A 12,682-nucleotide genomic window follows, 5' to 3' on the forward strand; every position below is an offset into this window, starting at 1 on the left:
CAGCCGACCCCGACAGAACAAGAATTCGCGTCGTGGCGTGACGTCGCCGTACGCCGCGGTGACAATCTGTCGCTGATCTTCGGACGTACCCGACTCGACCGAGCGGACCTGCAGGCGATTCTCGACGCAGACACGAAGACAAGTTCGCTGCGGAGCCTGTTCCCAGGGCAGACACTTTCCATCCGGACTGACGCCCAAGGGCGATTGACCGGCCTGCGCTACACGAAATCACCGCTCGAAACGAGCGTATTCACCCGCAATGGTGATCGCTTCGAACGCTTGGATGAAATTCGTGCGCCCTCGGTTCATCGGGTTTTCCGGCACGCCACGCTGCGGAGTTCGTTGTTCGAGGCAGGCAAGGAAGCAGGGCTGTCGAACCGGATCGTGCTCGAGCTTGCGAACATCTTCAGCGGCGTGATTGATTTCGCACTGGATCCGCGCGTCGGCGACTCCTTCAGCGTGCTGTACGAAGAACAGCATCTGGATGGGGAAAAAATCGGTGAAGGCGCCATCATCGCAGCCGAATACATCAACAAAGGCGAGTCGTTCTCAGCGTTCCGCCACCAAAACGCCAACGGCGAAGTCGGATACTTCAGTGCAGACGGCGTAAGCATGCGCAAGGCGTTCATGCTCGCACCACTCGACTTCACGCGGGTCAGCTCGAACTTCAACATGCGCCGTCTGCATCCGGTCATGAAAGTGGTGCGTCCACACCGCGGCGTGGACTATGCCGCCTCCACCGGAACCCCTGTGTATGCTTCCGGAGATGGCAAGGTCACTGCCTCCGGCTACAGCCGATCGAACGGCAACTATATCTACGTCCAGCATGACAACCGGTTCCAGACGCGCTACCTGCACCTGCACAAGCGGACCGTACAGACCGGGCAACGAGTGAGTCAGGGCCAGACCATCGGCACGGTGGGAGCCACCGGTCTCGCGACTGGTCCGCACCTGCACTACGAGTTTCTGGTCGATGGTGTGCACAAGAATCCGAGCACGATCCTCAATTCGCTGCCGCGAGCCAGGCAGCTCCATGGCCGTGAACTCGCCGCGTTCCGCAAGTCCATTGCCGGTGCAGCCACGCAGCTCGCCACTTACACGAACGCGTGGGAGATGGCGGTGGTTTCTGCAGAAGAATGACGCAAGCCTGAATGGCGGGTATCGACGGTCTGTTCGTTGGCCTGCTGTCTGGCACCAGTGTGGATGCGATCGACGCTGCATTGCTGCGCATAGCGAGTGACGGTGCACAGCTGCTGGGCACGCTGGCAGCCCCCATACCCGCAGACATCAAGGCCGAGCTGCTGCATCTCAGCGAGTGCGATGCCGCACCGATCGATGGGATCGGCGTCCTCGACCGTCGTTTCGGTGCCTGCCTCGCGGAGGCAGTACAACAACTCCTCATGCACACGAAAACACCACCGCAGGCGGTACGTGCGATCGGCAGTCATGGCCAGACGATTCGTCACCGTCCACCGCGCACCGACGAACCCGGCTTCAGCTGGCAGATCGGTGATCCACATACCATCGCAGAAATGACCGGTATCTGTACGGTGGCCGACTTTCGCCGCCGCGACATTGCAGCGGGTGGCCAGGGAGCGCCGCTCGCACCGGCGTTCCATCAATGGGCGTTTTCCAGCACGGCCAGCGATCGGATCATCCTGAACATCGGCGGCATGGCGAACATCAGCGTGTTGCCTGCAAAATGTGGGGTCGTGCGTGGCTTCGATACGGGTCCAGGCAACGCCCTGCTGGATGCCTGGGTTCGGCGTCACCACGACGCTGAATACGATCACGACGGCGCATGGGCACGCGGCGGGCGCGTCGATCAGGTACTGCTCGCACGCCTGCGGGCGCATCCGTATTTCGCTGTGCCACCGCCAAAAAGCACCGGCCGCGAGGAGTTCAATCTGGCATGGATCGACTCACTGCGGGACGAAATGGACGTGCCCCCCCAGGACGTACAAGCGACGCTCGCCGCGCTGACGGTAACGACGATCTGCGATGCGATCGAGCGGGAAATCCCGAACACTGGCGAAGTCTTCGCATGCGGCGGAGGGGTACACAACAGCCTGTTGATGGAACGGCTCGCCGAACGCCTGCATCCACGCCCAGTGCGCAGCACGGCGAGCCTGGACATCGATCCCGACTGGGTCGAGGCTGCGCTATTTGCGTGGCTGGCGTGCCAAACGTTGAACTCCCTGCCCGGGAATCTTCCGATGGTCACCGGGGCGAGGCATGTCGTGACACTCGGAAGCATTCACCCCGGTGCATGCACGGCAGGATCAGACTGAAAAGGAAGATCCGCAACCGCAGGTAGCAGCAGCGTTGGGATTGCGTACCACGAATCGAGACCCTTCCACGCCTTCGCTGTAGTCGACCTCGGACCCGATCAGATACGGATAGCTCAACGCATCGACAACGACACTCTCCTGTTCGAGTATCGTGTCGTCATCGGCAATCGTCTCCTCGAAGCTGAACCCGTACTGGAACCCTGAACAGCCCCCCCCGGTCACGAATACGCGCAGCTTCAGAGCAGGGTTGTCCTCGTCCTCGATCAACTCGCGAATCTTCGCAGCAGCACGTTCCGTCACACGCAAAGGCGATGGCGAATACGCCTGGGCGGAACCGGTTTCAGATATCTGGTTGATCATGCGAGTGATTGTGATTTCCCCAAGGAAACAAGTCAACTATTCATAGTCCACAGGGTCCGCGCCTCGGTCTTCGAACGGCAACTCGTCACCCGCAGGCCGCATCGGCGTCGCGCCGTTGAACAGCAGGCGACCGTTGACCTGCGCACCACGCGACATCTCCAGCAGTTTGTAGCACACATCGCCATTGATCACTGCGTGCGGCGCCAGCTCCACATGATCAGTCGACTGCACATTGCCAGTCACGGTACCGTTGATCACCACGACCGGTGCGCTGACGTTGCCGTGTACCTGGCCCCCTCGAAGTATGCGCACCACGGCGTGCTCGTCACTGCGAGCACAGACGCTGCCGTCGACACTCCCCTCGATCTCCAGCACGCCGTCGAAGCGTATCGTGCCTTCGACGACCGCCCCCCCCGCAATCAGCGTGGTGTCCCCATGCCCCTTCACGGATGGAAATAGCCGCTTCCAGATCATCTCTCCTCCGCGCCAGCGTCTGGCCAAAAGCACGTTCGACACACGGGGCAACGCCTGCACTCACGGAAGCAGCGCCGGCGCATCGAGCCCGGTCTGCTCCGGCAAGCCGAACATGATGTTGAAGTTTTGCAGCGCCTGCCCTGCAGCGCCCTTGACCAGGTTGTCGATGACCGACAACACCACCACGACATCGCGGTCGAGCGGTCGGTGTACCGCAATCCGGCACAGATTGGTACCGCGCACCGAGCGCGTTTGCGGATGATCTCCTGCTGGCAACACATCCACCGCCGCATCGTCACGGTAGCGCCTCTCGAACAGCGCTTGCAGATCGACGGAACGGTCTTCCAGCGTCGCGAACAGCGTGGCATGGATACCGCGGATCATCGGTGCGAGATGCGGCACGAACGTCAGTCCGACCGGCGACGCACTCGCCCGCTGCAGCCCTTGTTCGATTTCGGGCAGATGGCGATGACCGCCGACACCGTAGGCCTTCAGACTATCGCTGACTTCGGTCAGCAGATTGTCGACCTTACCCTGGCGGCCAGCGCCGCTGACGCCGGAAGCAACGCTCGCGATCAGACGCGAGGAGTCGACCAGATTCGCCTCCAGCAACGGCAGGAAACCGAGTTGCACTGACGTCGGATAGCAGCCGGGCACGGCTATCAGGCGCGCCGAGGCAATCTCCGCACGGTTCACTTCCGGCAAGCCGTAAACGGCCTCCGCCACCAGCTCAGGCGCCGTATGGAGCTGCCCGTACCACTTCTCCCATGCGCTCACATCGCGGAGCCTGAAGTCCGCCGAGAGGTCGACCACGCGCACACCAGCCGCCAGCAAGCGTGCCGCGGACTCCAGCGCCACACCGTGTGGCGTCGCGAAAAACACCACTTCACAGTCTTCCAGCCCGGCATTCTCCGGAGCCTCGAACGCCAGATCGCAGTGCCCACGCAGGTTCGGAAACAGGCGATCGACGCGCAACCCCGCCTCTGCGCGCGACGTGATGCAGTGCAGCTCGAGATTAGGGTGCAACACGGCAAGACGCAGCAGCTCCACGCCTGTATAGCCGGTGCCGCCGACGATTCCCGCCCGAATCTTCCTGTTCACTACGACCTCCCCTGCCGTGCTGCACGAGAATTCTAAGCCGATTCACGAACGCCGTGTCGCCCGGATTCCACACGACGTCCACGGAACTGCGGCGCCCCGGTGATATCATCGTCGTTCCGCGTGGAGATTCCGCATGAGCACGGCGCTGTTCCCCTGGCTGAAGGCATTCCACATCATTTTCATGGTGTGCTGGTTCGCCGGGATCTTCTATCTGCCCCGGCTGTTCGTGAATCACGCCATGGATGCGAGCGCCGCAGTTCACGAGCGCCTGTGCATCATGGAACGCAAGCTCTACCGCTTCATCACGCCGCTGGCGTTCCTGTCCGTCATTTTCGGACTATGGCTGTTGTTCGCTTACAACGAAACCTACGGCTACCTGCGCAGCGGCTGGATGCATGCCAAGCTCGCACTGGTGACGCTGCTGGCAATCTATCATTGGATCTGCGGGCGTATCGTGCGTGATTTCGCCGCTGGCAGGAACGTCCGCAGCCACGTGTTCTATCGCTGGTTCAACGAACTGCCGGTGCTGATCCTGTTCGGCACCGTGATTCTCGTCGTCGTCAGGCCTTTCTGATCTGAGGAATTCCGCATGACTCGCTCCGCAACGCTGTTCGAAAGGGCCAGTCGGACCATCCCTGGCGGCGTGAATTCACCGGTGCGCGCATTTCGCGGTGTCGGTGGCACGCCGGTGTTCTTCGCACGCGGTGAAGGCCCGTACCTGTTCGATGCCGACGGTCGCCGCTACATCGACTACGTCTGCTCCTGGGGCCCGCTGATCCTCGGTCACGGCCACCCTGCGGTCCTTGGCGCGCTCGCACAGCAGATGCACGCAGGACTCAGCTACGGTGCGCCGACCGAACCCGAAGTGGAAATGGCGGAACTGATCTGCAGCCTGGTGCCGTCGATCGACATGGTTCGCATGGTGAACTCCGGCACCGAGGCGACGATGAGCGCAATCCGTCTTGCGCGCGCCCACACCGGTCGCGACCGGATCGTGAAATTCGAAGGCTGCTATCACGGACACGTCGACGCACTGCTCGTTAAGGCCGGGTCCGGAGCACTAACACTCGGGACCCCGACCTCTCCGGGCATTCCGCGCAATGTGACCGACGACACCATAGTGCTCGACTACAACGATGCTGCCGCCGTATGTGAACTGTTCGCTCGTCGTGGCGAAGAGATCGCTGCCGTGATCGTGGAGCCGGTTGCCGGCAACATGAACTGTATCCTGCCAGTGCCGGGATTCCTCGAAACACTGCGTGAACAATGCACTGCAGCCGGCGCAGTGCTGATCTTCGACGAAGTCATGACCGGCTTTCGTGTTGCACTCGGCGGCGCACAGGCGCATTTCGGCATCACTCCCGACCTGACGACGCTGGGGAAGGTGATCGGCGGAGGCATGCCGGTCGGCGCCTTCGGTGGCCGGCGCGAGATCATGGAAAAGGTTGCTCCGGCCGGTCCCGTCTACCAGGCGGGCACACTGTCGGGCAACCCGATGGCGATGGCTGCCGGGCTCGCCACACTGCGTGCGATCAGCGCGCCCGGCTTTTACGACTCACTGACGGCACGCACCGAGCGCCTGCTCGCTGGTCTGCGCGCGGAAGCGCACAGCGCAGGAATCGCGCTCACCACCGCGCAGGCCGGCACCATGTTCGGTTTGTTCTTCAGTCATGCAGCGCGCATAGACACCTACGCCCAGGCCACCGCATGCGATGCAGAACGATTCCGGCGCTTCTTCCATGCGATGCTCGACAACGGCGTCTACCTCGCACCATCGGCATTCGAGGCGGGGTTCATCTCGGCTGCGCACGATGCCGAGGTGATCGCGGATACGCTGCAGGCCGCACGCATGGCCTTGCGGGACTGCGGCTGAGCAGACACAACGACCACCCCACGGCTGCAATACGCATCAGCCGCTTGCGGACGGCGCCACTGCCTGCGCAAGCGCATCGACCAACCGGCGGTGAATTGTCTCGAAGCCGCCGTTGCTCATGATCACGACGCAGTCTCCGGCGCGCAGTTCGCTGACCAGCGTGACGATGATATCGGCGGTCGAACGGAACACACGCGCCGGCTTGCAGCTCTCGCGCGCGACGGCATCCAGGTCCCAATCGACACCGACAGGCTGATACCACAACACTTCGTCGGCAGCGTCGGTGCACGCAGCGAGACGCTCGCGGTGCACACCGAGGCGCATCGTGTTCGAGCGCGGTTCGATCACCGCCAGGATGCGCCCGCGCGGCGTGCCTGCACGCAGCCCGTGCAAGGTCACCTCGATTGCGGTTGGATGGTGCGCAAAGTCGTCGTAGACACGCACTCCACGGACCTCTGCGACCAGTTCCAGGCGTCGCTTCACACCCTTGAAGATGTGCAATGCAGCCGCGCTGCACGCCAGCGGCACCCCCACCGTATGCGCGAGAGCCGCCGCCGCAAGCGCATTGGCGACGTTATGGCGCCCGCTGTGATCCCATTCGACGACTGACTCCACCCCATCCGTCTCATGGTTCAGTACAAACGCCGAACCGTCGGCGGCCAGCAACCGGGCGTTCCACTCACAGCCGGGCCGTTCGAGCGCGAACGACTGCGTCCGCGACCATAGCCCCATCCCGAACACCTCGTCGACCGCCGCGTCAGCTACCGGATGGACGATGCTGCCCGATGATGGAACCGTACGCACCAGGTGATGGAACTGGCGCTGGATTGCCGCAAGGTCAGCGAAGATGTCGGCGTGGTCGAACTCGAGGTTGTTGATGATCAGGCCACGCGGACGGTAATGCAGGAATTTCGAACGCTTGTCGAAGAAAGCGGTGTCGTACTCATCGGCCTCGATCACGAAGTGCCGCCCCGTACCAAGTCGCGCCGAGCAGCCGAAATTTGCCGGGATGCCACCGATCAGGAAGCCTGGTGAACCTGGATCGGCGCACTCCAGAATCCATGCCAGCATGCTCGAGGTCGTCGTCTTGCCATGGGTTCCGGCGACGGCCAGTACATGCCGCCCGGCGAGCACGTGCTCACCGAGCCACTGGGGCCCCGACACATAGGGCAGCCCCGCGTCGAGCACATACTCGACCAGCGGATTCCCGCGCGAGAGTGCGTTGCCGATCACGACCATGGTCGGCCGGTCATGCAGCAGATGCGCGGGATCGTAACCCTGCAGTACCTCTATCCCCGCTTCGCGCAACTGATCGCTCATCGGTGGATAGACGTTGGCGTCACAGCCACTGACGCGAATGCCGCACTCGCGCGCCAGCAGCGCAACCCCTGCCATGAAAGTGCCACAGATGCCGGCGATGAAGATATGCATGCTTCGCGAAACGGTCCTGGAGGAAGTGCCGTGCACGGCATCGACACGCGCCGCTGCGAGGCATTCAGAGCAGCTTCGTCACAGCGCACACGGCGGTTTTGTCACATAATGCAGCGAGTTTAGCGAAAGGACCAGCAATGCCAGCAAAGAATGCGTTCTATGCCCAGTCCGGCGGCGTCACCGCCGTCATCAACGCGAGCGCCTGCGGGGTGATCGAAACCGCCCGTCGGCATCGCGACCGGATCGGCAAGGTTCTGGCCGGTCGCAACGGCATCATCGGAGCGCTGCAGGAGGACCTGATCGACACCAGCGCCGAAACTGCAGCGGCAATCGCTGCCCTGCGCCACACCCCATCGGGCGCGTTCGGCTCGTGCCGCTACAAGCTGAAGAGCCTGGAGCAGAACCGTGCCGAATACCTGCGCCTCATCGAGGTATTCCGCGCCCATGACATCGGCTACTTCTTCTACAACGGCGGTGGAGATTCCGCAGACACCTGCCTCAAGATCTCACAGCTCTCGGACAGTCTCGGATACCCGATCCAGGCAATCCACATCCCGAAGACGGTCGACAACGATCTGCCGTTCACCGACACCTGCCCGGGTTTCGGTTCGGTGGCGAAATACGTTGCCGTCTCGACCCTCGAGGCAGGTCTCGACGTTGCCTCGATGTGCTCGACATCGACCAAGGTATTCATCCTCGAAGTGATGGGTCGTCACGCCGGCTGGATCGCCGCGGCCGGCGGACTTGCTGCGCGCGAGGCCGGAGATCCGCCACATATCATTCTGTTTCCGGAAATCGCCTTCGATCGTGCGAAGTTCCTGTCCCGTGTTCGCCAGACCGTGAAGAAAAGGGGCTATTGCGTGATCGTCGCCTCCGAGGGCGTGCACTACAAGGATGGCACCTTCCTCGCGGATGCCGGTTCCACCGACGCCTTCGGCCACAAGCAGCTCGGCGGCGTGGCACCGACGCTGGCCGCGATGATCAAGGAAGAGCTCGGCTACAAGTACCACTGGGCGCTGGCTGATTACCTGCAGCGAGCAGCGCGCCATATCGCTTCGCGCACCGACGTCGAGCAGGCGTATGCCGTTGGTGCGGCAGCGGTGGAATACGCACTCGCCGGGCGCAACGCAATCATGGTCACGATCGAAAGAGGCAGCGGCAAGCGCTATCGCTGGAGCACCGGAGAGGCACCACTGGCGCAGGTCGCAAACGTCGAGCACAAGCTGCCACGCGATTTCATCACGCGCGACGGCTTCGGCATCACCGACAAGGCCCGTGCGCACCTGACGCCACTGATCGAGGGCGAAGACTATCCGGCCTACGATCGCGGCATCCCGGTCTACGCGCGGCTCAAACTGCAACCCGTCGAACGCAAGCTGAGACGCCGCTTCACGATCTGAACTCCGTGCCAAGCATGCAATCAGTCGGCAAACTGCAGCCCGCAGCCGCTGTCGTCATGGCGCACCACCCGCATGCGCACGAGTGGCGCGTCACCCGGTAAATCCTGGACTTGCAAGGTGACCAGATCGCCAACACGAAGTTCGAACGATCCGTTCTCGACGTAAACCCCCCCATCGGACATGTCGACCGTGGAGAAGATCGCCGCACCGTGTTCCGGATGTTCGATCCGGACACGCGACGCGAAGCGTGTGCGCGGGCAACTGCGCCTGTTTTCCATGGATGATGGCTCGCCAACGTCGTCACTGGGTATATAGCCGCCGTGCTCCCTCACGCCGGGCACATTTGTGCACTGACAGCGCCATGAAACGAAAATTGTGCAGTATTGCCACAATGCGGTAACCGTTTGCAGAAGTCGACCCACCAGCACTGCCAGACTGGCACGGTTTTCCTGTACGCTGGCAAGCGTCACCGGCATATCGGACCGGTGCCACACACCAACCATCCCGGAGACAGAGACATGGGCTTGAGAATGGTGCCTACCGGCAAGAATCCGCCGGACGACGTCAATGTGATCATCGAAATTCCGTCGCACAGCGACCCGGTCAAGTACGAGGTAGACAAGGACTGCAGCGCCGTCTTCGTCGACCGATTCATGTCGACCACGATGTTCTATCCATGCAACTACGGCTACATTCCGAACACGCTGTCCGAGGACGGCGACCCGGTCGATGTGCTCGTGCACACCCCCCATACCGTGATCAGCGGCACGGTAATCCGCTGCCGCCCGGTCGGCATCCTGAAAATGCACGATGAAGCGGGAGCCGATGCCAAGCTGGTTGCTGTGCCGGTCGGCAAACTGACGCCACTGTACGACGATGTGAGGGAAGCGACCGACCTGCCGTCGTTGCTGCTGCGCCAGATCAAGCACTTCTTCGAGCACTACAAGGATCTCGAGGAAGGCAAATGGGTACGCGTCGAAGGCTGGGGATCAGCCGATGACGCACGCGAGGAAATTCGCCAGTCGATCGCCCGCTTCAAGAAAAACCAGGAAGAAGGCGGCAGCTGAGCGTCTCCTGCTCAGCGCGCTGCTCCGTTGTTTTCAGGAGCGGCAAATCGCTGATCCATGTCCAACGCGGGGGCGCGGCGCAAGCGGCGCCCTACCGCTCTCGCCGGCACTCCGGCAACCGTTACATGCGGCGGCACATCGTCGAGCACGACGCTGCCGGCACCGATCCTGGCGCCGTCGCCGATGCGTACCGGGCCAAATACCCGCGCTCCGGCTGCAAGCAGCACGCCCGAACCCACTTTCGGGTGCCGATCGCCGCCTCCGCAACCCGACCCGCCGAGCGTGACTCCATGCAGTATGGAGACATTGTCACCGACCACGGTCGTCTCACCGATCACGATTCCGGTTCCATGATCGATCATGATGCCCTGCCCGAGCACGGCGGCAGGATGAATGTCGACGTCGAAGCGCGCGCACGCGCAACTGTGCAGCAGATGTGCCAGCCAGAAGCGCCCACGAGTCCACAGCCAGTGCGCTATACGCTGCGCCTGCAACGCATGGAATCCCTTGTAGTGAAGGAACGCCGTGACCAGCGAATCGCACGCCGGATCACGGGTACGGTGCGCGGTCAGGTCGGCACAGGTCGCTGCGGCGATACGCGGATCGCACGTCAGTGCTTCGCGGATCACATCGCGCAGAACGCCGGCCGGCAACGTGCCTGTATCGAGCTGCACCGCAAGCACTCCGGCGAGCGCAGCCTCCAGCGAAGCATGACGCAGCACATTCGCATGGTACAGGCTCGCCAGCACCGGCTCATCGCTGACACGCTCCTGCGCTTCGGCGCGCAGCACCGCCCACAAGCGTGCCGCATCGGCTTCCTTCATCCGGCGCCAACCTCCTGCTCCATCGCGACCGCGTAGTCGGCGAGCGCTCGCGCATACAGCGCTGCCGGCACGTCGAAGTAACCCTGCAGGATCTGTTCACGCGACGCCTCGATCACCGCACGCAGCGCAAGCCCGGCGCGTCGGTGAACAGTCGCCAGCGCCAGCGGATCGAAACTGCGCTGACACACCCACGCCAGCGGAGCGAAACTCAGGTGCCAGGGCTCAGGCGCCACCTTGCAGCCTGTCCCGGTATAGGGTCGGAAGAACCCGTGTGCCTGCCCGCTCGCGATCCGCTCGTCGAGCCATCGGTGCAGCGCTGCAAACATACCCTCGTCGCGCGTATCCGCGACCTTGAGGCTCACCGGCCGCTCTGGTTCGAGCAGCGTGGCGTCGACCACGTCCATATCCGTGCCCCAGTGATGGCGCGAAGCGCCCGGCAGTGCGCTCCAGCGCAGGATCGCAAACAGCAATGCCGCATCATCGAGCGTACTTGTGTCGATCGGCCGCTCCGCCGCATCGAGCACCGGACGCAGACCACTCGCCTTCGCATTCCAGATCGCAGCCTGGCGTTCGAAGCTGCGAAAGCCGCTGACCACGCGCAGGTCGAAGCCTGCTTCGCGCGCATCCGCACGCAGGCGCGCCAGTGCCTGCACGGTCAGCGGATGCAGCCGGCAATCGCCGAGACACCACGCAGCGTCGAGCGCCACGACATGCGTATCCTCGAGCCCCAACAGTTGCTCACACGAGAGAATGGCAATCACCTCACCGACGGCGTGGATGCGGAAGCAGCGAACCGTGTCAACGAAACGATCGACACCACGCACCCGAACTCCCGGGATGCAGGCTAGAATCGCTGCGCCTCGAGCCGGGAAGACTGCCGCATGAACGAAGCAGAATCAACTCGCCATCCGCGGATCGCGCTTGCGCTCGGCAGCGGCTCGGCACGCGGACTGGCACATATCGGCGTGATTCGCGAACTGCTGGCAAGCGGCATCACGCCGTCGATTGTCTGTGGCACCTCGATCGGGGCGCTGGTTGGCGGCGCACACGCATGCGGGCACATCGACGAGCTCGACGCGTGGTTCGGGCACCTCAGCACGGCCGATATATTCCGCTATCTCGATGTAACCCCGCTGTCGCGCGGCGGCGTCGGCCACGCGAGCCGCCTGATCGAGCAGTTGCGCGAGCGTTTCGGCAGCCCGCGGATCGAGGATCTGCCGCTGCGTTACACCGCCGTGGCAACCGAACTCAGCAGCGGTCGTGAACTGTGGGTCCAGCATGGAGACCTGTGGGAAGCCGTGCGCGGCTCGATCGCCATTCCCGGCCTGCTGTCACCGGCGCGTGTCGGCGATCGCTGGGTCGTCGATGGAGGACTCGTGAACCCGGTACCGGTTTCGGTATGCCGTGCGCTTGGCGCCGATCTGATCATCGCCGTGAACCTGAACAGCGATCTCGGCCAGCGTTCACGCTCGCGCGTGGCACAGAAAGGTCGCACCGACCGTGAAACACAGGACGGAACCGCACCCCGCCTGATGGAGCGGCTTGCAAATGGCCTGCGCGACAAGGCGCCGCCCCAGATCGTGCAATGGCTCGACTTCGACCCCGCACACGAAACCGAAGACGATACGCCGGGGATCTTCTCCGTGATCGCCAACTCGATCAACATCATGCAGGACCGGATCACACGCAGCCGCCTGTCCGGCGAACCTGCAGACATCCTGCTCAACCCCCGTCTGGCGCACATCGGGTTACTGGATTTCGATGCAGCAGTGGAGGCCATCGACGCGGGGCGCGCCGAGGTACGACGCTCACGCGGAGTAATTCTCGAGGCGATCGCTGCCTGCACACCAGCCTGAGTTGG

14 protein-coding genes (1 of these 14 running past the window's edge) are annotated in these 12,682 nt (G+C 63.0%); 7 read left to right on the top strand and 7 right to left on the bottom strand.

The features are described 5' to 3' along the window. Nucleotides 1-1,140: the 3' portion of a peptidoglycan DD-metalloendopeptidase family protein gene (locus tag H7A12_14430; protein ID MCP5321996.1), read on the top strand. It extends 219 nt beyond the left edge of the window; the window shows 1,140 of its 1,359 coding nt (coding positions 220-1,359); its start codon lies off the left edge, out of view; the stop codon is at nucleotides 1,138-1,140. Between the two features lie 11 nt (nucleotides 1,141-1,151). Then, nucleotides 1,152-2,291, top strand: a complete 1,140-nt coding sequence (locus tag H7A12_14435) for an anhydro-N-acetylmuramic acid kinase (GenBank protein MCP5321997.1) — start codon at nucleotides 1,152-1,154, stop codon at nucleotides 2,289-2,291. Here the strand turns inward: H7A12_14435 and erpA are convergent. The 3 genes from erpA to H7A12_14450 are packed head-to-tail and all read right to left on the bottom strand — an operon-like array spanning nucleotide 2,283 to nucleotide 4,214. Beyond that, nucleotides 2,283-2,651, bottom strand: a complete 369-nt coding sequence (erpA, locus tag H7A12_14440) for an iron-sulfur cluster insertion protein ErpA (GenBank protein ID MCP5321998.1) — start codon at nucleotides 2,649-2,651, stop codon at nucleotides 2,283-2,285. The two genes, H7A12_14435 and erpA, sit on opposite strands and share 9 nt — an antisense overlap. A 36-nt stretch (nucleotides 2,652-2,687) precedes the next feature. After that, a complete protein-coding gene (locus H7A12_14445) occupies nucleotides 2,688-3,125 on the bottom strand; it encodes a polymer-forming cytoskeletal protein (protein MCP5321999.1) in 438 nt (145 codons plus the stop codon). Nucleotides 3,126-3,185: 60 nt separating this feature from the next. After that, the gene (locus H7A12_14450; protein ID MCP5322000.1) at nucleotides 3,186-4,214 is read right to left on the bottom strand and encodes an N-acetyl-gamma-glutamyl-phosphate reductase; all 1,029 of its coding nucleotides are present in this window, start codon (nucleotides 4,212-4,214) and stop codon (nucleotides 3,186-3,188) included. A 145-nt stretch (nucleotides 4,215-4,359) separates the two neighbouring features. On the opposite strand from H7A12_14450, the gene H7A12_14455 reads away from it, so the two are divergent. Beyond that, nucleotides 4,360-4,800, top strand: coding sequence for a CopD family protein (locus tag H7A12_14455; GenBank protein MCP5322001.1), 441 nt, complete (start codon nucleotides 4,360-4,362; stop codon nucleotides 4,798-4,800). Nucleotides 4,801-4,815: 15 nt separating this feature from the next. Further along, on the top strand, nucleotides 4,816-6,099 hold the full coding sequence (gene hemL, locus H7A12_14460; GenBank protein MCP5322002.1) for a glutamate-1-semialdehyde 2,1-aminomutase: 1,284 nt from the start codon (nucleotides 4,816-4,818) through the stop codon (nucleotides 6,097-6,099). 36 nt (nucleotides 6,100-6,135) lie between these two features. Here the strand turns inward: hemL and mpl are convergent, their stop codons facing one another. Beyond that, a complete protein-coding gene (gene mpl, locus H7A12_14465; protein MCP5322003.1) occupies nucleotides 6,136-7,530 on the bottom strand; it encodes a UDP-N-acetylmuramate:L-alanyl-gamma-D-glutamyl-meso-diaminopimelate ligase in 1,395 nt (464 codons plus the stop codon). 137 nt (nucleotides 7,531-7,667) lie between these two features. On the opposite strand from mpl, the gene H7A12_14470 reads away from it, so the two are divergent. After that, nucleotides 7,668-8,930 carry a 6-phosphofructokinase gene (locus tag H7A12_14470; protein ID MCP5322004.1) on the top strand — a complete coding sequence of 421 codons (1,263 nt, stop codon included), beginning with the start codon at nucleotides 7,668-7,670 and terminating at the stop codon, nucleotides 8,928-8,930. 20 nt (nucleotides 8,931-8,950) lie between these two features. Here the strand turns inward: H7A12_14470 and H7A12_14475 are convergent, their stop codons facing one another. Beyond that, nucleotides 8,951-9,208, bottom strand: coding sequence for a PilZ domain-containing protein (locus tag H7A12_14475; protein MCP5322005.1), 258 nt, complete (start codon nucleotides 9,206-9,208; stop codon nucleotides 8,951-8,953). Between the two features lie 240 nt (nucleotides 9,209-9,448). Here H7A12_14475 and ppa point away from each other — a divergent pair, with 240 nt between their 5' ends. Then, entirely contained in the window at nucleotides 9,449-9,997 is a 549-nt protein-coding gene (ppa, locus tag H7A12_14480; GenBank protein MCP5322006.1) for an inorganic diphosphatase, read from the top strand. Nucleotides 9,998-10,008: 11 nt separating this feature from the next. Here the strand turns inward: ppa and cysE are convergent, their stop codons facing one another. Together cysE and H7A12_14490 are read right to left on the bottom strand one after the other, a co-directional pair. Next, nucleotides 10,009-10,821, bottom strand: coding sequence for a serine O-acetyltransferase (gene cysE / locus H7A12_14485; protein MCP5322007.1), 813 nt, complete (start codon nucleotides 10,819-10,821; stop codon nucleotides 10,009-10,011). Next, nucleotides 10,818-11,645 carry a M15 family metallopeptidase gene (locus H7A12_14490; protein ID MCP5322008.1) on the bottom strand — a complete coding sequence of 276 codons (828 nt, stop codon included), beginning with the start codon at nucleotides 11,643-11,645 and terminating at the stop codon, nucleotides 10,818-10,820. Before H7A12_14490 ends, cysE begins: the two co-directional genes overlap by 4 nt. Before the next feature lie 57 nt (nucleotides 11,646-11,702). Between H7A12_14490 and H7A12_14495 the strand changes: the two genes are divergently transcribed. Continuing rightward, nucleotides 11,703-12,677 (top strand): patatin-like phospholipase family protein, encoded by a 975-nt coding sequence (locus tag H7A12_14495; protein ID MCP5322009.1) that lies wholly within the window; start codon nucleotides 11,703-11,705, stop codon nucleotides 12,675-12,677. Nucleotides 12,678-12,682: the final 5 nt, after the last annotated feature.

This window comes from Pseudomonadales bacterium (genome assembly GCA_024234165.1).
Taxonomy (GTDB): domain Bacteria; phylum Pseudomonadota; class Gammaproteobacteria; order Pseudomonadales; family UBA5518; genus UBA5518.

Bases quoted from the DNA above. Each gene is read 5' to 3' on its own strand.
- H7A12_14435 (MCP5321997.1), top strand. From the start codon at position 1,152: ATGGCGGGTATCGACGGTCTGTTCGTTGGCCTGCTGTCTGGCACCAGT.
- erpA (MCP5321998.1), bottom strand. From the start codon at position 2,651: ATGATCAACCAGATATCTGAAACCGGTTCCGCCCAGGCGTATTCGCCA.
- H7A12_14445 (MCP5321999.1), bottom strand. From the start codon at position 3,125: ATGATCTGGAAGCGGCTATTTCCATCCGTGAAGGGGCATGGGGACACC.
- H7A12_14455 (MCP5322001.1), top strand. From the start codon at position 4,360: ATGAGCACGGCGCTGTTCCCCTGGCTGAAGGCATTCCACATCATTTTC.
- hemL (MCP5322002.1), top strand. From the start codon at position 4,816: ATGACTCGCTCCGCAACGCTGTTCGAAAGGGCCAGTCGGACCATCCCT.
- mpl (MCP5322003.1), bottom strand. From the start codon at position 7,530: ATGCATATCTTCATCGCCGGCATCTGTGGCACTTTCATGGCAGGGGTT.
- H7A12_14470 (MCP5322004.1), top strand. From the start codon at position 7,668: ATGCCAGCAAAGAATGCGTTCTATGCCCAGTCCGGCGGCGTCACCGCC.
- H7A12_14475 (MCP5322005.1), bottom strand. From the start codon at position 9,208: ATGGAAAACAGGCGCAGTTGCCCGCGCACACGCTTCGCGTCGCGTGTC.
- ppa (MCP5322006.1), top strand. From the start codon at position 9,449: ATGGGCTTGAGAATGGTGCCTACCGGCAAGAATCCGCCGGACGACGTC.
- cysE (MCP5322007.1), bottom strand. From the start codon at position 10,821: ATGAAGGAAGCCGATGCGGCACGCTTGTGGGCGGTGCTGCGCGCCGAA.
- H7A12_14495 (MCP5322009.1), top strand. From the start codon at position 11,703: ATGAACGAAGCAGAATCAACTCGCCATCCGCGGATCGCGCTTGCGCTC.